We start from the raw sequence: 21,111 nt of genomic DNA, 5'->3' as shown, positions 1-21,111 counted from the left end.
TTAGGACTAAAAACTTTCAATCTAGAAATGAATAAAAAGTGGCCTGATAAAAATGTTAGTGAAGAGAAGTCATTTATGATCGCCTCAAAAAATATCTATAAAGTTGTCGTTATACTATTTATAGCTATATATACAACTGCCTGCCAAGAAGAAGGGCAAAACAATAAAGTCTATGAGACGGTATGTGTTGATGCAGATACCTCGATTAAAGGCGATGTAACAGACAATGGTATTTTATGGTCGCTAACCCACAAAGATTTAAAGTATATCTTATCATTGGTCACACAAGAGTCTGATAGAGATATTTATATCATGAACTCTATAACCACTTGTGATATGACATTCAAAGATATCAAAATACATAATAATATTTGTGAGATTACTTTAAATGCTGGTGCTTATGGCTATGTAGAATGCAGCGATGGTTCTAAGTATAGCTTTGGTTGTTATAAAGATGAGTGCAGCCAGTACTTTCCATTTCCGTACGAAGAGCAAAATTAAAGGTAAGTATTTTTTAATAAAGCTTTCAATAAAAATAGTCAGAGACTTTAATAATTTTGAAATACAGTATTATGCAACATCTTACTATTGTTAGTTTAGATAACTATGAAATTGAAACTGTATAAGGCTTAGCTTAGATCCAAACGCTCAAGCACCGACTGAATACCACGCTCTTCAATCGTGCCTGTGACAAAATCTGCACGCGCAATCAAATCCGGTTGCGCGTCACCCATCGCTACGGCAAAGCCTACCAAATCAAACATCTCCAAATCATTCATGCCATCGCCAAACGCCATGCAGTCGCTAGCGTCGATGCCATAATATTCACAAACATCGAGAATGCCACGCGCTTTTGAGGCGTCACTCGGTAGAATATCCGCGCCAATGTGATGCCAATGTACTAATTTCAATCCATCCGAGGCAAAATCGATATCTTGCATTTTATCGACCTGATTATTAAAAAATACCGAGCACTGATAGACTTCATTACTTTGGTAATAACAGGGATCAACGATTGAGTTCGGCGTCCGCGCATTAAACTCGCGCAGACGATCGTTTTCATCTGACCATGCGATATGGGTCGCAGAGTCGAATTTATGAATGAGTTTGCTCTCCTGACACAGCTGCACAATTTTAGCCGTTTGCATATCTGATAATGGATAGTGACTGATTCTGCTATGGTTATCAAAGCTATATTGACCATTCATACAGATAATAGCGTCGAGGACATTTGCCTCTAGTAACGCTAAAATGTCAGGCGGTAATATGGCTTTTGAGCGACCTGTGGAGATGACTAATTTAACATCGCTGTCGGCTAAGGTTTCTAAAGTGGCTTGATTGTGTTCTGCGATAATTCCTGCACGACTTAGCGTATCATCAATATCAAAAAAGATGATCTTTGGCGTTGGAATTTTATTGGTACTTGAGGCGCCGCTGGCTTTGAATTCGGTAAACATAAATATCCTTTATAGTTTTATACTTTATTTTTTATTGCAAGTGTTATTTTATAGATACTAGCTTAAGCTTCTTTATCAAGTTTTTTTAAGAAATCATTAGCATTTTTTAGATGCTCTTTTTGTTGAGCTTTATCCATCTTATCCCACATCGATAGTAGCATACCAATACGCGGATTCTTTTCAAAAAAGTCACGATGGACATGCATAAAGCGCCAAAACAAGCCATCCCATATCGCCGCCCATTCTAATGTCTCGCCTTTGGATTTGACGGGATAATCACTCATTTTATTAATATAATTACTACCACTGATATAAGGCTTAGTCGCCATAAGACCACCATCGGCAAACTGACTCATGCCATAGATATTGGGCACCATGACCCAGTTGTAGGAGTCAATAAATAGCTCCATAAACCATTGATACACCTCATCAGGGTCAAACTCACACAGCAGCATAAAGTTGCCAAAAACCATCAGGCGCTCGATATGATGCGCGTAACCTGTCTTAAGCAGCTTTTTAATCGTGGTATCAATCGGCTCAATGCCGGTATCACCGGTATAAAAGCTTGGCGGTATCTTACGTTTAAAACCCCAAAAATTACTCGTGCGCTGCTTACGTCCAATAGACTCATAGAGCCCATACATAAACTCGCGCCAGCCGATAATTTGGCGTATAAAGCCTTCTAAGGAATTAATAGGAATGTCATATGCTTCGCTAATCTCAAGCGTGCGCGTGATGACTTGTTCAGGCGTTAACAGTCCCGTATTCAGCATTGGGGTTAAAATACTATGATGCAAAACGTGCTCGTCGGCAACGATAGCGTCCTCGTATTTACCAAAGTCTTTGAAGCGTTTCGATAAAAAATTCTCTAGCCAAGCTTCGGCCTCAATATGACTAGTCGGATAGCGAAAGTCAGGATTGGCCTCACCGTAGTGCGTGCTAAAGTTGTCCTCAACATACGCTATTGCTTCTTCATAATATACGGTTAATTCAGGGAATTCGACCGCAGGCGGCGTCTGTTTACGTGGATACTTTTTGCGATTGTTTTCATCGAATGACCATTGCCCACCGATAGGTTTTTGCTCGTCATCGATAAGGATTTTTTCACGTTTTCGCGCTTGGATATAGAAGTCATGATGAAACAGTCGATTGTTTCTAAAGAAGTCACAATAGATAGGTAGCGGGTTCAAAAACATTGGCGTTGGCGAAACATCAAACTCAATATCAGCTTTTACTATGGCTTCTTGAATGTGTATCCGTAACCAGTCATCGACGACATCAATGCAGTATATTTTTGCAATGGCATCGCTATTATTAATGTCAGTATCAGGCTCATGCTTAATACTGACAAAGCTAGCAATGAGCTGGCGGCAGTCACTATGCTCATGTGATGAGTCAATATAATGTACGGTTTTGCCAGCATCTATTAGCGTTTGCTCATAAGCTTTCATACTCGCGCGATGCAGGACTAGCTTTTGCTTGTGAAAAGGAAACTGGGTAAAGTATAAATCTTCCTCAATCAGATAGCATTCCTCTTGCCAAAGCGAGGTATCAGCAAACAGTTGATGCGGGAAAATTAGGCTGATACGTTTACTCATGGCGTAAGCTTATATTCACTAAGACAAGCCATTATAAATGAGCGGTTATGAGGTTGTAATGGTGGGTTATGTTACTGGTTTCGCGCCCAAACAATGTCTTTAATACTATTGTTGCGAAGATTAGAAAAGTGTTTTGCTTGGTTGCCACTATAAAGAAGGGATAAAAAACCCCATATAGTAATTATTAAGCTAAAGAGTTAAGCCGTAAAAATTGAACGCTAACAATAAAAACGAGGACTCCCTAATGACTGATTTCGTCCAAAACAATACTAGCCAACAAGCCCTCGACGATGATTTATTCAGTCTCGCGCCAAGACATCCAGATAGCCGCTTAGAGGCAGATTGGTTGTTTTTATACAATAAGCTGCCACCTGATCAATGGTTTGCCGCCGATTATGCCTATAAAACTTCAGGTTGGCTCAAGGTACATACCAATATTCGTAAGCGCCAACGCATCCTTACGCAAATCAGCGAGGCTTATATTGATGGCGAGTATGACTGGGCAGAATACCGCTCGCAGATACTGAAACGTATCAATATGCATGTGCTTAAACTGCATCAACATCATGGCGTAGAGGATGACGGGTTTTTCCCAGAATTTGTGAGGATGTATCCGCAGCTACAGGCAGGGTTTGAGGTATTAGGTCATGACCATGAGTATCTCAATGCGCTACTGGATAAATTGCAAATTCAAAACGATGCGCTGGCGAGAAGTGAGGTAGAGGATAAAGCGCTGGCTGAAGAGCTACATAAAACGCTAGTAGCCGTGACCGATTTACTGCAGCAACATCTCACGGATGAAGAGGATTTGGTGATTCCGATTTTGGGGTTGCGGCAGGGGTAGGGGTAGAATATATAAAACGTTATTAATAGCTTCTCCCGCCTTACGCTTGTATCTGCTTACCCGCGCGAGACGAGGGCTACGGTTTGGGGTGTCTCCTGCTCTGCGAGCCACCCCAAAACCTAGCCCTCACAACTCGCCCAGCTCAGCAGGATACCGCTACAGTCGGGGCTAGCGGTGAGCTTATGATTTTTTTGATAGTGGTCGTAGTTGGGTTTTGATACATTGGTTTAGAATGAAATTCTTTGTAGGCTGGGCTTTTAGCCCAGCATTTAAATGCTTTAAACACCCTATAGGCGCAATCCATGCGAACTTATATCAGAGATAAGACAAAAGGGGGCACCTACTTTCTGACCGTGAATCTAGCAAATCGTAAAAGTAAGCTGCTGACAAAGCACATCAATGAGTTTCGTCATGCTTATCAACTGACTAAACAAAACCACGATTTTGAACTTCATGCCATGATATTGCTACCTGATCATATACATATGCTCATTACTTTAGCAGAGACTAGCGATAATTACGCTGTGATCATCGCCAGTATTAAAACGCATTTTTCTCGTCGAATTAAGAAATCTGCAAGTGAAACCATAAGTCAGTCTCGGATAAGAAGCAGAGAGCGCGGTATTTGGCAACGGCGGTTTTGGGAGCATAGAATTAGAGATGAGTTAGATTATAGGCGACACATGGATTATATCCATTACAACGCAGTAAAACATGGTTATGTAAATAGTCCTGTTGATTGGCCGTATTCGACGTTTCAAAAGTGCGTAGAAGATGGGTTTTATTCGTCAGATTGGGGCGGGGTAGGTATCAATGGCATTGAAATTGATCATGATGAATAGTTTGAGATTTGGTTTTTTTGACATAGTTTTGCTGGGCTAAAAGCCCAGCCTACGCTTACTAATTGTACTCATTTAAGCTTCCTTTTCTTTCGAGATTTCTAGGTATAGAACGAAAATTAATACACCCGATAAAATATAAAAAATACTACCAAGTAGTATGTGTTTAATAGCTTTACTACGAAATTTTATATAATGTTCTTTAGCTGAACGATAGTTTAGATATACTCTATCATCGTTACGGATTTCATAAGCTAAGCGAAAGTGGTCTTGTTTAGAAGGTGATTTTCGGTTCAGCTCAATATATTTAATTTGAACTTTAGTTCCCTGAGGGACATACACTTCTTGTTTTTTAAAACTATTATATGGATAGTTGAAAACGAAGCTATGTTTATTGCTATTAGCATCATTTATTTTAATAATTTCGTTATGATTGACATCTTTTATAACTGTACCGCTAATAGTATCTAAATTAGACTCATCGACTGCAAAATTCATAAAATAGATATTAGTTGCTCCTAAATTTGTAAATAAAGGAAGACCTATTAGTATAATTGTGGGAAGCATAGCAAAGCTAAACATATCACCAACTGACCCAGCTAATATTTTATTTCGCCTTACTCTAGCGCTACCTTCTGATAAAATTAAGAATATAGATATATAGAAAGTAAAGCTTCCCAAACCCACTGCATATCTGTAATTATAAGTAATAACTAAAAAAACGATAAAAACGACGAAGTAATATATATATCTGTATTTATATAATTTTTCTGGATCTGTATTTTGAAATACTCTTTTTTCTAATTTTTTTAAAAATCTCAACGATATACCTCTATTTTATATCTATATCGAACATACTTAATTTTTATTATTATTTATTAGACCTCTTGCAAAAGTAGTTGTAAGTAAGCGTAGGCTGGACTTTTAGCCTAGCTTTATAAAACTTAAATAAATAAACCCCAGACTAACCAACCTCAACCGAACTCACATTCTGAAAGCCTCTTGGCAACTGACCACCGCGATTACCACGCGTGCCCGTATAATTCGCTAGATCCATCGGCTTTAAAGTCACATGACGCTTACCCGCAGTAATGACTAAACTATCTTGCAAGCTTAGCGGCGTAATCGCTAATACCTCTTCATCGCCCTTAAGCGTGATCATTTTATTACCCTTGCCGCGCGCTTGTTCCGGCAAGTCATCGAGTGCAAAGATTAATAAATATCCTGCATTCGTCACCACCGCGACGTGATCAGGAGTAACTTTTTCTGCGTTATCTTCACTACTCGTTATATTAGCGTCAATACGAGCTACTGGCAACAGCTGACTGTCGGCGGCCAGATTGATGATCTTTTTACCCGCTTTTTGATTGCTATCAAGATTAGCTAACGTATTGATAAAGCCATAGCCGTTAGAGCTGGCAAGGATGATACGCTTATCATCGTTACCCGTGAGTAGCTGCTCAAAGCTTGCGCCTGCGGGTGGTTTGAGTACGCTGGTGAGTGGATCACCTTGACCACGCGCTGAAGCTAGATTGTGCGCGTCAATACTATAGCTACGGCCTGTGCTATCGAGCACGTAGATTTTCTCATTTGATTTACCGCGCACATACGCTTGATAGGCGTCACCTGAGCGATAGCTCATGCCTTGAGGGTCGACCTCGTGACCTTTAGCTGCGCGAATCCAGCCTGCTTTCGATAGGATAGCAGTGACAGGCTCACTCGGTACGAGGTCAGACTCTTTTAACGCTTGCGCTTCCTCGCGTTCCGCCAATTGTGATACGCGCTCGTTGCCGTGTTCTTTCATATCGGCGGTAAGCTCATCAATCATCAGATTGGTCAGGCTGTCTGGATTGTCCAAGTATTCTTGAATGATAGCGCGTTCAGCAGCCAGCTCATCTTGCTCGCGGCGCAGCTCAATCTCTTCTAGTTTAGCGAGCTGGCGCAGACGAATGTCCAAGATAGCATTGGCTTGTATCTCAGTCAGGTCATAGTCTTGCATCAATGACAATTTTGGATCGTCTTCTTCACGAATAATACGAATGACCTCATCGATATTCAGATAAGCAATCAGCAAACCTGCAAGGATATGCAAGCGCTTATCAATTTTATCGAGGCGATATTGCAAACGGCGCGTGACCACTGAGCGGCGACAGACGAGCCATTCTTCAAGGATTTCTTTGAGGTTTTTGACTTGAGGTTTACCATTTAGGCCAATCATATTCATATTGACGCGGTAATTGCTTTCAAGGTCGGTACTGGCAAATAAATGGCTCATTACTCGCTGCACGTCGACGCGGGTAGATTTTAGCTCAAGCACGATACGGCAAGCGTTTTCATGGTCTGATTCATCGTGAATATCAGTAATCCAAGGCAGCTTTTTATCCGTCATGAGCTTAGCGATTTGCTCTTGAATCTTATTGCCTGACACTTGGTAAGGAAGCGCATCGATGATGACGAGATTTTTTTCTTTTGGGTCAATATGAAAGGTGGCGCGCATTTTATAGCTGCCGCGACCAGTCTCATACATCGCCTGCAAGTCTTTTTTACTGGTAATAATTTCAGCTGGCGTTGGCAAATCAGGTGCTGGTATTGATTGGGTTAATTGCTTAACCGATAGCTCAGGATTTTTTAGCAAACGAATAGCCGCGCGTACCACTTCATTTAGGTTATGCGGCGGGATATCGGTTGCCATACCGACGGCAATACCAGTCGTGCCGTTTAATAAAATATTCGGCAGGCGGGCAGGCAGAGTGGTTGGCTCTTGCATGGTGCCATCGAAGTTATCTTGCCAATCGACCGTGCCTTGTCCGAGTTCTGCAAGCAAAGTATTGGCATAAGCAGACATTTTAGCTTCGGTATAACGCATCGCGGCAAAGGACTTGGGATCATCAGGGCTACCCCAGTTACCTTGACCGGTGATCAGCGGATAACGATAACTAAACGGCTGCGCCATCAGTACCATGGCTTCATAACAGGCGCTATCACCATGCGGGTGATATTTACCCAGCACATCACCGACGGTACGCGCAGACTTTTTCGCCTTCGCCGTCGATTTTAGTCCTAGCTCGCTCATGGCATAGACGATACGACGCTGGACAGGTTTTAGGCCGTCAGCGATATTGGGCAACGCCCGATCCATGATGACGTACATGGCATAGTTGAGATAGGCTTGTTCGGTGAATTCCGCCACGGAGCGGGTATCCATCACATCATCAGATAGAATCGCAGGACTGTTATCAATAATATCAGGCATAAAATAGGGTTCACTTATCAGTTTTAATAGATATAAATAATTGGTGCAAGTGTGCAAATAGGATAGTGCTATCGTAAAGGATATTGGCAAAATTAAAAAGGTATAAGTCAGAATAGACGACAGGTCATGACGTGCCAGATAGATGTACTGATGGCACTTTGGCTGATAGCTTTTACAAAATAAGATAAGTATAGTGAATTAGACGCATATGGTTTGCCTTTTTACTAAACGCCTGTTTCATAAGGCACTATGCAATAGTGCTCAGCAATAATTATTATAAAAGCTTTAACACAGAACCATTATCATCGAACTGTCTATCCAAGCCGTCTATCTATCCAAGCCGTCTATCATATGGAGTAGCTATTATGTCATCGTCATCTATATCACCTGTCTATTTATCACGAACGCATGCTCATTCTTTAACCAAAAATGCGCTATTAGTCAGTGCTGTCGCCAGTATGATGGGACTGACGGCGTGTAGCTCATCACAGGTAAGTAAACCGATGACGGAGACATCGAGCAGTACCGTCACGCAAGATGCAACAGCGTCAAACCAAAATATTACGTCACCTGTCATAGTGGTAGAAACATCAGCACAATCAGAGATGATAGCGCCAAGTAGTTTCTATACGAAAAGCGCCAATACTAGAATGATAAACGCTGCACCGCAGTTGAGTGTACGACCATTATCAGGAATCATTGTACAGCCAAAAGACCGTGATAATTATCAAAAAAACGACGCCAATCCGGTACACCGCACTACTGAGATGGCGGTTGCCACTCTATCCATCGATACCGATACTGGCAGCTACGCCAATGTGCGCCGCTATCTTAATGACGGGCAGCTGCCACCTGTCGATGCCGTGCGCGTAGAGGAGTTGATTAACTATTTTAATTATCAATTTGATGATGGCAAACGTATCGCCAATGCACCTTTTGTGGTCGCAACAGAAGTGGTTGATTCGCCATGGGACAAGGCCGATCAGGATAATAAAATTGTCAAAGTTGGGATTAAAGCAGTTGATAATAGCTGGTCTAATAAAAGCACCAATCAAGTTATGCCGCCCGCCAACTTAGTGTTTTTGGTCGATGTGTCAGGCTCCATGTCATCACGCGATAAACTGCCATTAGCACAGTCGTCATTGAAGTTGCTCACCGAGCAGATGCGCGCGCAAGACAGTATTAGCATTGTCACGTATTCGGGCAGTACAAGTGTGGCATTGCCTGCGACCAAGGGCAATCAAAAAGCCAAAATACTTACTGCCATAGAGAGCTTAAATGCTGCTGGCTCGACCAATGGCGAAGACGCCTTAAAACTGGCCTATAGACAAGCGCAACAAGCGCTGAAAAAAGACGGTATCAATCGTATTATCATGCTCACCGATGGCGATTTCAATGTCGGTATTAGTGACGTCGACGAGATGTTGGACTTGGTCAAAGCCAATCGTGATCGTGGTATCTCTCTATCGACTGTCGGTTTTGGTCGTGGCAATCTCAACGATTATATGATGGAGCAGATGGCGGACAACGGTAATGGTAATTACAGCTATATCGACAGTTTGACTGAAGCCAAAAAAGTCTTTGGCGATGAGCTGGCAGCGACCTTTAACACTGTTGCCAAAGACGTCAAGGTACAAGTGGAGTTCAATCCAAATGTGGTGAGCGAGTGGCGCTTGATCGGTTACGAGAACCGTGTACTGGCGGAAGAAGATTTTAATAATGACAAAGTAGATGCCGGCGAGTTGGGAGCAGGTAAGGCAGTCATTGCATTGTTTGAAGTGACATCAACTGGTGCAAAAGGATTGTTTAGCGACCGCCGTTATAGTGATAGCGATAGCAAATCTAGCGTCAAAAACAGTCAGGCACTAAATGAGCTTGGCTATCTAAAAATTCGCTATAAAGCGCCAAAAGGTGGCAGCTCTAAGCTCATTAATCAACCGATTAATAAGCGTAGCCAGTCTTTAGACAGTGCCAATGTAGATACCCAGTTTGCCATCGCCGTTGCAGGATTTGGTCAACGCTTAAGTCAGAGTGACTATATCAATGATTGGCAATATAGTGACAGCTCTAAACTGGCGACAAATACCTTTACCAAGCAACCAAATAGCGATAAAGAGGGCACGCGCCGTAACTTTGTGACCTTAACAGAACTTGCTAGTGCGCTCGACAGCAAACGCTAACGAAACGGCTATTAGGCTACGATGGCTGATATAAATGGATAAATGTTCAGTAGTTAGATATGGTAATAGTTGCTGTTAACTGCTATCAATTGTCAGGTAAGCTATTGATATAAAAAATAATATAGTGCGTCAAGGTACTTTGCGAACTCAGGTAGCAATCTTTTGTATTGAGTAGTTTGTATAAAGTGTGTATGTTAAAGAACAAAGGGCTATTTAACGCTATATTGTTTACTCATCGCCATACGCCCACTTCGTCAGCCTCGCCATCCTGAAGAGGATTTGCCTGCGCTCCGAGTTTTCGTATGTTTATCACCCTGTGATTGATATGGGTGAACGATAGCGCACTATTTACTAGGAGAGATAAGATTATGGAAAATCAAGGCAACCTCATTCGTCGTAATGACAAAGTATGGGTCAAAACTTACGAAAAACTTGGTATTCAGTATAATATTGAGATGCCACCTGCCAACACTTCTTTAATCGACATACTTGAGCAAAACTTCATCAACCATGCGGGTAGAACTGCATTTGTCTGCATGAATGTCGAGCTCTCTTACGAAGATTTAGACCGTTATAGCAAACAAATTGCCGCTTATTTGCAGTCACTTGGGCTGAAAAAAGGCGATAAAGTCGCGGTTATGATGCCAAACATCTTGCAGCTACCCGTTGCTGTATTGGGTGTATTGCGCGCTGGTATGACCTTAGTGAATGTCAATCCGCTTTATACGACAAAGGAGCTTGAACATCAGTTAGAAGACTCTGATACCAAAGCTTTGATTCTGTTAGAGAACTTTGCCAAAACCTATGAAGACATTGGCAAAAACTTGGTTGATCATGTAGTCGTGACCTCTATGGGTGATTTGATGAGTCCACTAAAAGGCCTCATTGTGAACACAGTGGTGCGTCATGTCAAAAAAATGGTACCTGCATTCCATATCAAAGGTAGCGTAAAATTCAAAAAAGCGCTAAACCGCTTCCCAGCCAAGAGCTATAAACGCCCTAATAATATTGGTCTTGACGATGTTGCGGTACTTCAGTATACCGGTGGTACTACTGGTGTTGCCAAAGGCGCGATGCTGACCCATGGCAACTTAGTCGCTAACCTGATTCAGTGTGATACTTACCTTGGCGATGCTTTTGATAAGTTTGACAAAATGAATGAGCAGCCGGTTATCATGACGGCCTTGCCGCTGTATCATATTTTTTCGTTTACCGTTTGTGGTATGTATGGGTTATATCGTGGTTGTATCGGCTCGCTGGTACCAAACCCGCGCGATGGTGCGAGCTTGATTAAGGCTTATAAAGATTATCCACCAGCATTTTTCCCTGCGGTCAACACCTTATTCAATGCCCTTGCTAGCAGCGAAGCTTTCCAAGCGTTAGACCATAGCAAGCTTGAGATGTCTATGGGCGGCGGCATGGCAGTGTTGAAGGACACGGCGGACAAATGGCAGAAGATTACTGGTAATGTGATCGTACAAGGTTATGGCTTATCAGAGACCTCTCCCGTTGCCTCAGCGAATCCGCAAGGGACAGGCGAGTTCTCAGGCAACATCGGTTTACCAATGCCAGCGACGGATATGGCCATCTTGGATGAAGAAGGTAACGAAGTGGCACTGGGTGAACGCGGCGAAATTTGTGTTCGCGGTCCGCAAGTTATGAAAGGCTACTGGAAACGCGACGATGCGACGGCCGAAGTCATGACCTCTGACGGTTATTTCCGTACTGGTGATATCGGCGTGATGGATGAAGAGGGCTACTTTAAGATTGTCGATCGCAAAAAGAATATGATTTTGGTCTCAGGCTTCAACGTGTATCCAAACGAAGTGGAAGATGTAATGTCAGGTCATCCAAAGATTTTAGAATGTGGCGTCATTGGTGTCGAGGACGAAAAAAGTGGTGAAGTACCAAAGATTTATGTCGTGCGTAGTGATAACAGCCTGACTAAAGAAGAGGTTATCGCTTATGGTAAAGAAAACTTGACCGGCTATAAGCGTCCTCGTTATGTTGAATTCATCGATGAATTACCGAAGTCGAACGTCGGTAAGATTTTGCATAAAGATCTGCGAGTGCTTGAAGAAAAAGACCATGGTTAGATGGTAAAAGGTTAGACGATAAACAGTCTATTCTAGACAGTTTGTTATCAGTTACTGTCTATGAGCACTGATAGCAATTGTTATGGTATAAGACATCGTGATTACTAAAAATGATAAGGCCGTTTATATACCGCCTTATCATTTTTTTTGTTTCTAGCCGTGTGTTTTGCCAGTATTCGTAGAGAATTATGAGTAAAACTGCTATAGTGTTTGCCGATATATTTTCTTATTTAGCGATAGAGTAGTACGGGTTTGGCGCTATAGAGCTGGCATAATTATCGTCGTAAAAACGTATTAGCGGCATAAATTTTTTGCCTGATTTGTAGTAGGCTTAATAATGAGCATCAGATTTTTTATCTATTTGAATTCATAAAAAATCTCTGTCGAGCAGATTATTCTATCTTTTTAACGGTAATATTTAGGGAAAGTTATGACGGACAATATCAATAAAGAGACAACCAACGACAATGTGGCGAAAGATACTCAGTCAGCAACCGAGACAAACACCTTTCCTACGATGCCGACGATAGCCAGCGACAGTCCTTGGCTGAATGCTTATGAGCGTTATGGTATCGATGCGACTATCGACATGCCAGATGACAGTACCTCTTTACTTGAAGTGTTCGAGCGTAACTTTAGCCGTTATGGACAAAAACCTGCCTATATCTGCATGGGTTCGTCTATTAGCTTTAAGCAATTAGACCTATACAGTCGCCAAATTGCTAGTTATTTACAGTCGTTAGGACTGGTCAAAGGCGACAAAGTGGCAGTAATGATGCCCAATGTCCTGCAATATCCGATTGTGATGCTAGGTATCATTCGGGCAGGTATGGTATTGGTCAATGTCAACCCGTTGTATACCAGCCGTGAGCTGTCGCATCAGTTGCACGACAGCGGTGCCAAAGCGTTATTCATCGTCGAAAACTTTGCCAAGACTTATGAAGAGGCGCAAGATAAAGGTCAGGTCAAGCACGTCATCGTCTGTAAGCTTGGTGATATGCTTGGCACGGTAAAAGGCACTGTGATTAATCTCGTCGCTCGCCATGTCAAAAAGATGATTCCTTCTTATAGTCTGCCAGAGAGCACCAGCTTTAAGCATGCGCTAAATGCGGTCTCAGCCAGCAAATATAAGCGCCCTGATATGAATCTAAGCGATGTGGCGTTGTTGCAATATACTGGCGGTACCACTGGGGTGGCCAAGGGTGCGATGTTGTCGCACGGCAACTTAGTCGCCAATATGCTACAGATCAGCGCCTTGATGAACAGCGCCTTTGAAGACGATGCTGAAGCGAATGATGTCATCCTGACTGCGCTACCGCTATATCATGTGTTCTCATTTATGGTGTGCGGTATGTATGGTATGTATCAAGGTTATGCGGGACTACTGATTCCTAATCCTCGCGACCTTGACGGCCTGATCAAAGAGATGGCCAAATATAAACCGTCTTTTATTCCTGCAGTCAATACCTTGTTTAATGGCTTAGTACATAAAGAAAGCTTTGCAGACTTAGATTTCTCTAACCTAAAAGCAGCTATCGGTGGCGGTATGTCTGTCCTGCCAAGCGTGGCAAAAGAGTGGCATAAAATCACTGGTTTGCCTATCGTTGAAGGTTATGGCTTATCTGAGACCTCGCCTGTGGTGGCCTTTAACCCCATGACCATCGCTGAATTCACGGGTAAAATTGGTATTCCGGCCTCTAGCACCGATGTGATTCTTATCGATGATGACGAAAAAGAAGTGTCTATTGGTGATCGTGGTGAGATTTGTGTCAAAGGTCCACAGGTAATGATTGGTTATCAAAATCGCCCAGAAGAAACCGCTGAGAGCTTTACAGCCAATGGTTACCTAAAAACAGGTGACATCGGTATCATGGACGAAAAAGGCTTTATCAAAATCGTTGATCGCAAAAAAGACATGATTTTGGTCTCTGGCTTTAACGTCTATCCGAACGAAATCGAAGAAGCCATGAGTGAGCATCCAGCAGTTGTAGAGTGCGGTGCTATTGGGGTGCCAAGTGACAAGCGCGGCGAAGAACCAAAAATATTCGTGGTCAAAAAAGGCGACGTGACCGAGCAAGAGCTGCTTGATTTTGGCAAAAAGCAATTAACTGGTTACAAGCGTCCGCGTCATGTTCAGTTCGTCGATGAATTACCAAAATCAAACGTGGGCAAAATCCTGCGTAAAGAATTGCGTAAGATGGAAGGGTTAGAATAAATGTAGCATTACAACTGACCAACGCAGCGGCGTAATGGCTTGAGCGAATCTTGCTATTGCGCCGCTGCCACGTTAGGATATCTTAAGATTTGGGTTCGCTAAGGCGTTCAGTTAGCTTCTATTCGATCATAGAATTCTATTTGACGATATAAACACAGTGCTAGATAAAGTTTGGCTAGTCAGTTGACCCTCTATTTATTATTTTTATGACATTGCTTTTATAACACCGTACTAGGGATTTTTATGCGTATTGACAATCGTGAGCTTGACCAACTTCGCTCGATCAGCTTTGAGCGCCATTATACTAAGCATGCTGAAGGGTCTGTATTAGTCAGCTTTGGCGATACTAAAGTACTGTGTACGGCTAGTGTCGAATCAGGCGTACCGCGTTGGCTCAAAGGTAAAGGTAAAGGCTGGATCACCGCAGAATATGGTATGTTGCCACGCGCGACCAATACCCGTAACCAACGTGAAGCGGCACGCGGCAAACAGTCAGGTCGTACCCAAGAAATCCAGCGTTTGATTGGTCGTAGCTTACGGGCGATGATTGACTTGAGCAAGCTGGGTGAAAATACCATTTATCTTGATTGTGACGTGCTACAAGCTGATGGCGGTACTCGTACTGCAAGTGTGACCGGTGCAGCGATTGCACTTATTGATGCGTTAGAAAGTATCCAAAAAACTAAAAAGCTAAAAGCGGATCCCCTGATTGGTTTGGTCGCGGCGGTGTCAGTTGGTATGAAAGATGGTAAAGCGTATCTAGATTTGAACTACGAAGAAGATGCTAGCTGTGATACCGATTTGAATGTGGTTATGACCCAAAAAGGCGAGTTTATCGAGTTGCAAGGAACGGCGGAAGAAAAGCCATTTACTCGTGCGCAAGCCGACGATATGCTGATTCTCGCTGAAAAAGGCATCGCTGAGCTTATTGCCATGCAAAAAACAGCCTTAGGTTGGTAACTTGCTATTAATGCTTAAGAGACTTTGATAGTCTATTTTGATTTTATCGTTATCCTACAATAGGTAGTACTGCATGCTTAAGCTGACTGATGATGGCGCCAAAATTACCTTACAGGATCAGCCACCAATGGCTGATAATGGCCTGTTTTGGTTTGGGGCCGCGTTATTGGTTGGTGCGGTTGCAGTTGCGATGGCGATGAGTCTACTCTCTGAGCGTTTGGCTATTGGTGCGCTGGCGTTGCTTATTATCGGCAGTTTTATCTTTAATAAACAACGCCAGCAGCGCAAAAAAGCCATGAGTGGCGTTATCAATAGCGGCATCTTGTGGGTGCGTGTCGGCGAATTGGTTCATGACAATCACGGTAAGCGTGCGCATATTCAACTGCTTGATGGCGATAAAGTGAATCTCATCGGCGCACAGCTACAAATTGTCGATAGTGACAATGCACGTAAGTACCATGTTAGCGGCTTCGATACTGCCCAAGAAGCAACTGCTGCCAAAGCTATTTTGCAAGGTCAAGCATTGGGCAAGCGCCATGTGAATATCAAGATGGATGATGATACGCCCTAGCATTAAAAATCTAGCATGGTATTTAGACATCATAATATGTAATGACGTAACGCAATCACTTAAACCTCACCGAATATCTGAAATACTCAGCGAGTTACTTTATTTTTTGGCTTTAATTTATTAAGGTAGCTTCTCTATAAGAATAGATTCTTTCGTTTTTTTATTGAAAATGAATGTTTGCTTATCGCCTACAAAGTGTAATTCATCCTTATAGCCGTAATCGAGCGGCTCGTCTTCAAAGTCTATAGGAATGATGATTTCTCCTTTAGCGTCAATTAATCCCCATTTTTCTTCTGACTGAACGACAATGCTGTCATTATTTAATGCTGTGATTTTAGAGAACCGCTTATCAGGATGAAGGCGCTTGCCTTGAGCATCATATAGGCGCCAGTCTCCTGGGTCAGAAAACCCTACCATTGTGGTCGTCATACTATCTGTCGTTGCACTATCAAATATACTAAACTCTTTTATATCATGGTATTTGATAGGCACTATGGTCTTATTGGTGGAACTTATCATACCCCATGCGTTTGGTTTTGCCGCAAAGTAGGTCTGCGCCCCAATTTGCATCAGTCTATTGTACATGGGCGGTATAAGCACGTTGCCTTTCACATCTATCATGCCAGTCTTACCGTTTTTACTGACCCTATAGCGGTTAGGATTATTATAAGTAATCCTGTCAAAGGGTAGCGGTAAAACCTTACGACCTTGTTTATCAATAAACCAGTTTTTATTGTCTATTTTGACAACCGCAATACCGTCATGAAATGCTTGTGCACGCTTATAAATGTTTTTAATGACCAGCGTTCCAGCAGTATTTATATATCCCAATTTGCCGTCTTTTTGAACTGCTGATAGGCCATCACTAAATGGAGATATATCTTCATATACGATAGGAGTCATGAGCTGTTCTTCTTTATTAGCCAAACCTTGTAGATCATCACGTGCCACTAAAAATAGCCCATTGAGTGAGACGCCTTCATAATCATAGTCATCGGACAAATATATCTTCCCAGACGAATCAATGACTCCTTGATTATGGCCTTTTGCGATAGAGCCATAGCCATTTGCATAACAGCAAATTAGCATATCATATTCAGGGGGTATCAGGATGCTGCCGTGACGATCGATAAGCCCGTACTTGTCCTCTTTCCTGATCGTTCGAACACCTGATTCATCATCTGGATATCCCAATTTATCGTATTCTACTGCTAAAATGATTTCGCCAGCACCATTAATGAGACCGTATTTTTTGTTTTTTTCAACCACTCTCAAATCTTGTTCATCGGCGGTACTAATATCAGCGTATTCAACTGGAGCGATAAGTTGACCCGCGGAGTTGGCAAGGCCGTAAAGATTGTCGTTTTTTAATTCGTATTTTTTATCGTCAAAAACGGAGATGTTATCGTAGTTGGCTGACGATACAATCTTACCTTCGTTATTAATAAAGCCAACCTTGCCATCCTTTTTGAATGTTTCTATTCCAACCTCATCGGGATAGAAGCTAGGCAGTTGGTCAAACTCAAAGGGATGTAGAATATTGCCTTTTAAATCTAGGAGCCCCCATTTGTCCTCCTTCTTTGCTTTTAGCATCATAGGACGATGCGAAAACGTTTTAATCTCTTGATACTCAATTGGGCTCAGTAGATTTCCTAGTTCGTTGGTTAGACCATATCGGTTACCTATAGCAACTTTGCCGTAATAAGGCTCTCTACAACAAAATAAGCGGTCGTATTTTGCAGGTAAGACAATATGACCTTTTTCGTCAATTAACCCTTTTTTCTCCTGTTTTGAAATCAAGGCTCGATTGTGATTGTGGTCATTATCTAGACTGTCAACCCAATCATACTCCAAGGGCAATACGATGTTTCCAAGAGGATCAGCCACTCCATACTTTCCGTCTTGATTTAGACGAAAGTAGTGATTGTCATAGAGCGTAATGCCATCATAAACGGTCGGTAAAATCTGTTTTCCTTGTTTGTTGATGATACCTTTTTTACTGCCACTAGCCACCCCTAATAGCGTGTCATTAATATCAATAAAGTTGTCGAACGTATAATCTGTTAACAGCGCCCCTTTTTCATTGACTAAAGCCCATAAGGTGTTATCAAGCGTTGCCACCGTTAATTTATCTTCGCGTAAACAGCCTACGTAGGTAGCACCATTCACTGACGGTTTGACGCACTCTTCATTGGCATGAACCATAGAAGTGGGTATAAAAATACAAACAATAATCAGTTTTTTAATCGATAACACGCTATTTCCTAAGTTTTTTATCGTTTGGATGAATAATAACTCAACTAAATTTAAATGGTAAGGTGGTCTTAAGGTTTTCTTACAATGCATTTGGGTTTGAGAATGTATTCACAAAGCTTGCAGACGCATAGCGAAATAGTTTATAAGTAAGCCTGCAATGTTCGATTGTCATTTATGCGATGACTTATATATTATTGGCAAGGAGTTAGCCCATGTCGTGTTTGCCCATATCGTTGGTTTCAGCGTCGTGTAGCTTATTTTTATTAACTTTTGGCGCCGTCAGTCAAGCTCAGGCAGATAGTATGAGCGCACTCATTGCCCAAAAGTCCGTCCAGTCTGATTATGCTTCACCTTCATACTCTTCCGTGCCCTCTGCCAAAGTGAGCACGCGCTCTACGATTCAACGTGCTGGCAGCTATCGCTCAAGCCCTATCAATGTTCGCCCGACAACCAACACCACTTATTCAACCACGACTTATTCTAATAACACCCTTTACACCAATCCGCCAGCTGTCAATACTGCTTATCGTTATCCTGACGTACAACGTCAAACGCCTAGAGCATTACCAGAATTTTTGTCCGGTAATTATGACAATGTCGATAGTGAGTATTTACCGTTACTCAGCAGTGCTGAGATGCAAAGCAACAGGGCGGCGCGTGAGGTGGTAAGTACCGCGCGCAAAATGGCACTGAACGAGCGCGCGATTGTTCAAGGCGGCTGTTGGGATTATCTGGATGCGGTATTTAAGCGCGCAGGGGTGACTCGTGATACTGTGCATAAAGGCACTTATGGGCAAGGACCTTATGCCAATAGTAGCGAGATTGAGGTCGGTGATTGGCTCTATTATATCAATCATGGCTACAATGGCGTCGAGCATAGCGGTTTGTTCGTCGGTTGGGTCGATGAACGTGCAAAGCAAGCCTTGATACTGAGCTATGCAGGCGAAAACCGCCGTGAGCCTGCGCGCTACCGTGTGTATGATTTAAGCAATGTCTATCAAATCATGCGCCCTAGTGTGTAAGCACTAAGGTTCAAAAGGTTCTAATAAAAAACGTCCGTTACTTATTAAAGTAGCGGACGTTTTTTATTTTTAGATCGTTAGTTCTAAAGCCGGTCATCAGTCCTTTGTCTGAATGTTAGAAGGGTTTGACCACCACTAAAATGACGATAATTACTAAGGCAAAAACTGGTACTTCATTAAACCAGCGCCAAAACTTGTGTGATTTATAGTGAGGATTATCCATCAGCTTTTTGCGATAAAAACCACACGCACCGTGATAGCCAGATAGTAGTACCACTAATAACAGCTTGACGTGCAACCAGCCTTGGGTTTTATAAACATCCCAGCCAAGTCCCAACATCCATAAACCGAATACCCATGTCGCTATCATCGATGGCGTCATAATACCGCGATATAACTTGCGCTCCATAATGACAAAGCGCTCTTGGCTAATGCTATCATCGCTCATCGCATGATAAACAAACAGGCGCGGTAAATAAAATATCGCGGCAAACCAGCACACCATAGAAATAATATGTGCCGCTTTAATCCAGTTAAAATAATCTGGCATCATCCTCTCTCTTACTTATTTTAGGACACGCCCTCGTTTATTAGGGCGTTCAATAATGTTGGCAAGCTTAGCGCAGATTATCCAATAATGGTAGCGTTATACCGCAAACTATTCCGCCAATACGACTTGCGATTGATGACCATTCATCGCATCCATAACGGGCACTTGCTTGGGTACTCTCGGCGCGGCAAATTGCGCGGTCAAACCAAGCTCACGCATCAGTCGATTGTCGCTTGATTGACTGGCGTTACCCGTGGTCAGCAGCTTGTCACCATAAAAGAACGAATTGGCACCACCCATAAAGGCTAATGCTTGCTCAGCATCAGATAGGCTTTCGCGACCAGCGGACAGACGCACGTAGCTGGTTGGGCAGCAAATACGTGTCACCGCAATGGTACGAATCCACTCAAGAACGGACAGCTCACCTTCTGCTAATACCTTATCGCCAATCGGTGTACCTTTGATAGGCACTAATAGATTGACCGGAATCGACTCTGGCGCTTTGGGCATTTTTAGCAGCTCATGCACCCAATCGATGCGATCATCACGGCTTTCACCCATGCCAACGATGTTACCGCTACACACGCTAATACCAGAATTGCGCACATTGGTAATCGTATCTAAACGCTCATCATAGCTGCGCGTACTGACAACCTGCTCATAATAACGGCGCGAGGTGTCCAAATTGTGATTGTAATAATCCAATCCGGCATCCGCCAATTGCGCTGCTTGCTCAGTGTCGAGCATGCCAAGGGTCATACAAGTCTCAAGACCGAGGGCTTTTACTTCTTTGACCAGCTCAACCACATAGGGCATGTCTTTGGCGCTAGGGTGCTTCCATGCCGCACCCATACAAAAACGTGATGAGCCACTGGCTTTGGCACGCTTGGCTGCGGCAATGACTTTATCGACTTCGATACGCTTCTCTGCTTGCAGGTTGGTTGTGTCGCGATGATGACCCGATTGTGAGCAGTAGCCGCAATCTTCAGGACAGTTACCGGTTTTGATGGATAGCAATGTGCTGATCTGCACTTCATTGGCAGTAAAATGCTGGCGATGAACGGTCTGTGCTTGCAACAATAAATCCATCAACGGCAAATCAAACAATTGAGCAATTTGTTCACGACTGTGTTTCACGCCCATATTTGAGTTCACTGTAGTGGCATCTGTAGCTAGTGCCGCTAGCAAGTCATGGGTTGCATTGGCTGAATGATTAAGCGTGTTAGTTGGCGTTTGGCTGTCGGCGTTAGGTTCTGAGATACTAAGCAAT

At 42.8% G+C, this 21,111-nt stretch carries 16 protein-coding genes; 9 read left to right on the top strand and 7 right to left on the bottom strand.

Going from position 1 to position 21,111, the window contains the following annotated elements:
• The first annotated feature begins 75 nt into the window (after positions 1-75).
• A complete protein-coding gene (locus ACSUPM_RS12060) occupies positions 76-501 on the top strand; it encodes a hypothetical protein (RefSeq protein ID WP_156915617.1) in 426 nt (141 codons plus the stop codon).
• 128 nt (positions 502-629) lie between these two features.
• Here ACSUPM_RS12060 and ACSUPM_RS12055 read toward each other — a convergent pair whose 3' ends face one another.
• Complete coding sequence (locus ACSUPM_RS12055; protein WP_201565559.1) at positions 630-1,457, bottom strand: Cof-type HAD-IIB family hydrolase; 828 nt, start codon at positions 1,455-1,457, stop codon at positions 630-632.
• 62 nt (positions 1,458-1,519) lie between these two features.
• Positions 1,520-3,055 carry a cryptochrome/photolyase family protein gene (locus ACSUPM_RS12050; protein ID WP_436879981.1) on the bottom strand — a complete coding sequence of 512 codons (1,536 nt, stop codon included), beginning with the start codon at positions 3,053-3,055 and terminating at the stop codon, positions 1,520-1,522.
• Between the two features lie 244 nt (positions 3,056-3,299).
• Here ACSUPM_RS12050 and ACSUPM_RS12045 point away from each other — a divergent pair, with 244 nt between their 5' ends.
• Complete coding sequence (locus tag ACSUPM_RS12045) at positions 3,300-3,899, top strand: hemerythrin domain-containing protein (RefSeq protein ID WP_350587926.1); 600 nt, start codon at positions 3,300-3,302, stop codon at positions 3,897-3,899.
• Between the two features lie 302 nt (positions 3,900-4,201).
• Complete coding sequence (locus ACSUPM_RS12040) at positions 4,202-4,741, top strand: REP-associated tyrosine transposase (RefSeq protein WP_436879980.1); 540 nt, start codon at positions 4,202-4,204, stop codon at positions 4,739-4,741.
• Positions 4,742-4,813: 72 nt separating this feature from the next.
• Here ACSUPM_RS12040 and ACSUPM_RS12035 read toward each other — a convergent pair whose 3' ends face one another.
• A complete protein-coding gene (locus ACSUPM_RS12035) occupies positions 4,814-5,560 on the bottom strand; it encodes a hypothetical protein (RefSeq protein WP_436879979.1) in 747 nt (248 codons plus the stop codon).
• A gap of 142 nt (positions 5,561-5,702) precedes the next feature.
• Positions 5,703-7,991 (bottom strand): DNA topoisomerase IV subunit A, encoded by a 2,289-nt coding sequence (gene parC, locus ACSUPM_RS12030; protein ID WP_436879978.1) that lies wholly within the window; start codon positions 7,989-7,991, stop codon positions 5,703-5,705.
• A 365-nt stretch (positions 7,992-8,356) separates the two neighbouring features.
• Between parC and ACSUPM_RS12025 the strand changes: the two genes are divergently transcribed.
• From ACSUPM_RS12025 to ACSUPM_RS12005, 5 genes are all read left to right on the top strand, one after another.
• Positions 8,357-10,171, top strand: coding sequence for a vWA domain-containing protein (locus ACSUPM_RS12025; RefSeq protein ID WP_436879977.1), 1,815 nt, complete (start codon positions 8,357-8,359; stop codon positions 10,169-10,171).
• A 368-nt stretch (positions 10,172-10,539) separates the two neighbouring features.
• Positions 10,540-12,267, top strand: a complete 1,728-nt coding sequence (locus tag ACSUPM_RS12020) for an AMP-binding protein (protein ID WP_201565547.1) — start codon at positions 10,540-10,542, stop codon at positions 12,265-12,267.
• 430 nt (positions 12,268-12,697) lie between these two features.
• Positions 12,698-14,482, top strand: a complete 1,785-nt coding sequence (locus tag ACSUPM_RS12015) for an AMP-binding protein (RefSeq protein WP_025652275.1) — start codon at positions 12,698-12,700, stop codon at positions 14,480-14,482.
• Positions 14,483-14,725: 243 nt separating this feature from the next.
• A complete protein-coding gene (rph, locus tag ACSUPM_RS12010; RefSeq protein ID WP_025652276.1) occupies positions 14,726-15,442 on the top strand; it encodes a ribonuclease PH in 717 nt (238 codons plus the stop codon).
• 73 nt (positions 15,443-15,515) lie between these two features.
• Complete coding sequence (locus ACSUPM_RS12005) at positions 15,516-16,013, top strand: hypothetical protein (protein WP_201615912.1); 498 nt, start codon at positions 15,516-15,518, stop codon at positions 16,011-16,013.
• 120 nt (positions 16,014-16,133) lie between these two features.
• Here ACSUPM_RS12005 and ACSUPM_RS12000 read toward each other — a convergent pair whose 3' ends face one another.
• Entirely contained in the window at positions 16,134-18,269 is a 2,136-nt protein-coding gene (locus ACSUPM_RS12000; RefSeq protein WP_352288448.1) for a WG repeat-containing protein, read from the bottom strand.
• Positions 18,270-18,481: 212 nt separating this feature from the next.
• On the opposite strand from ACSUPM_RS12000, the gene ACSUPM_RS11995 reads away from it, so the two are divergent.
• Entirely contained in the window at positions 18,482-19,291 is an 810-nt protein-coding gene (locus ACSUPM_RS11995) for a hypothetical protein (RefSeq protein WP_352288450.1), read from the top strand.
• Positions 19,292-19,406: 115 nt separating this feature from the next.
• Here the strand turns inward: ACSUPM_RS11995 and hemJ are convergent, their stop codons facing one another.
• Together hemJ and bioB are read right to left on the bottom strand one after the other, a co-directional pair.
• Complete coding sequence (gene hemJ, locus ACSUPM_RS11990; protein ID WP_037025402.1) at positions 19,407-19,841, bottom strand: protoporphyrinogen oxidase HemJ; 435 nt, start codon at positions 19,839-19,841, stop codon at positions 19,407-19,409.
• A gap of 108 nt (positions 19,842-19,949) precedes the next feature.
• Positions 19,950-20,984 carry a biotin synthase BioB gene (bioB, locus tag ACSUPM_RS11985; RefSeq protein ID WP_025652281.1) on the bottom strand — a complete coding sequence of 345 codons (1,035 nt, stop codon included), beginning with the start codon at positions 20,982-20,984 and terminating at the stop codon, positions 19,950-19,952.
• Between the last annotated feature and the right edge of the window lie 127 nt (positions 20,985-21,111).

The organism is Psychrobacter okhotskensis, from assembly GCF_965638355.1.
Lineage (GTDB): Bacteria > Pseudomonadota > Gammaproteobacteria > Pseudomonadales > Moraxellaceae > Psychrobacter > Psychrobacter okhotskensis.
This window is presented reverse-complemented; position numbering and strand designations above follow the sequence as displayed.

Bases quoted from the DNA above. Each gene is read 5' to 3' on its own strand.
- ACSUPM_RS12015 (WP_025652275.1), top strand. From the start codon at position 12,698: ATGACGGACAATATCAATAAAGAGACAACCAACGACAATGTGGCGAAA.
- ACSUPM_RS12045 (WP_350587926.1), top strand. From the start codon at position 3,300: ATGACTGATTTCGTCCAAAACAATACTAGCCAACAAGCCCTCGACGAT.
- ACSUPM_RS12020 (WP_201565547.1), top strand. From the start codon at position 10,540: ATGGAAAATCAAGGCAACCTCATTCGTCGTAATGACAAAGTATGGGTC.
- ACSUPM_RS12005 (WP_201615912.1), top strand. From the start codon at position 15,516: ATGCTTAAGCTGACTGATGATGGCGCCAAAATTACCTTACAGGATCAG.
- ACSUPM_RS12050 (WP_436879981.1), bottom strand. From the start codon at position 3,055: ATGAGTAAACGTATCAGCCTAATTTTCCCGCATCAACTGTTTGCTGAT.
- rph (WP_025652276.1), top strand. From the start codon at position 14,726: ATGCGTATTGACAATCGTGAGCTTGACCAACTTCGCTCGATCAGCTTT.
- ACSUPM_RS12060 (WP_156915617.1), top strand. From the start codon at position 76: ATGATCGCCTCAAAAAATATCTATAAAGTTGTCGTTATACTATTTATA.
- ACSUPM_RS11995 (WP_352288450.1), top strand. From the start codon at position 18,482: ATGTCGTGTTTGCCCATATCGTTGGTTTCAGCGTCGTGTAGCTTATTT.
- parC (WP_436879978.1), bottom strand. From the start codon at position 7,991: ATGCCTGATATTATTGATAACAGTCCTGCGATTCTATCTGATGATGTG.
- ACSUPM_RS12055 (WP_201565559.1), bottom strand. From the start codon at position 1,457: ATGTTTACCGAATTCAAAGCCAGCGGCGCCTCAAGTACCAATAAAATT.
- ACSUPM_RS12025 (WP_436879977.1), top strand. From the start codon at position 8,357: ATGTCATCGTCATCTATATCACCTGTCTATTTATCACGAACGCATGCT.
- ACSUPM_RS12040 (WP_436879980.1), top strand. From the start codon at position 4,202: ATGCGAACTTATATCAGAGATAAGACAAAAGGGGGCACCTACTTTCTG.
- bioB (WP_025652281.1), bottom strand. From the start codon at position 20,984: ATGGGCGTGAAACACAGTCGTGAACAAATTGCTCAATTGTTTGATTTG.
- hemJ (WP_037025402.1), bottom strand. From the start codon at position 19,841: ATGCCAGATTATTTTAACTGGATTAAAGCGGCACATATTATTTCTATG.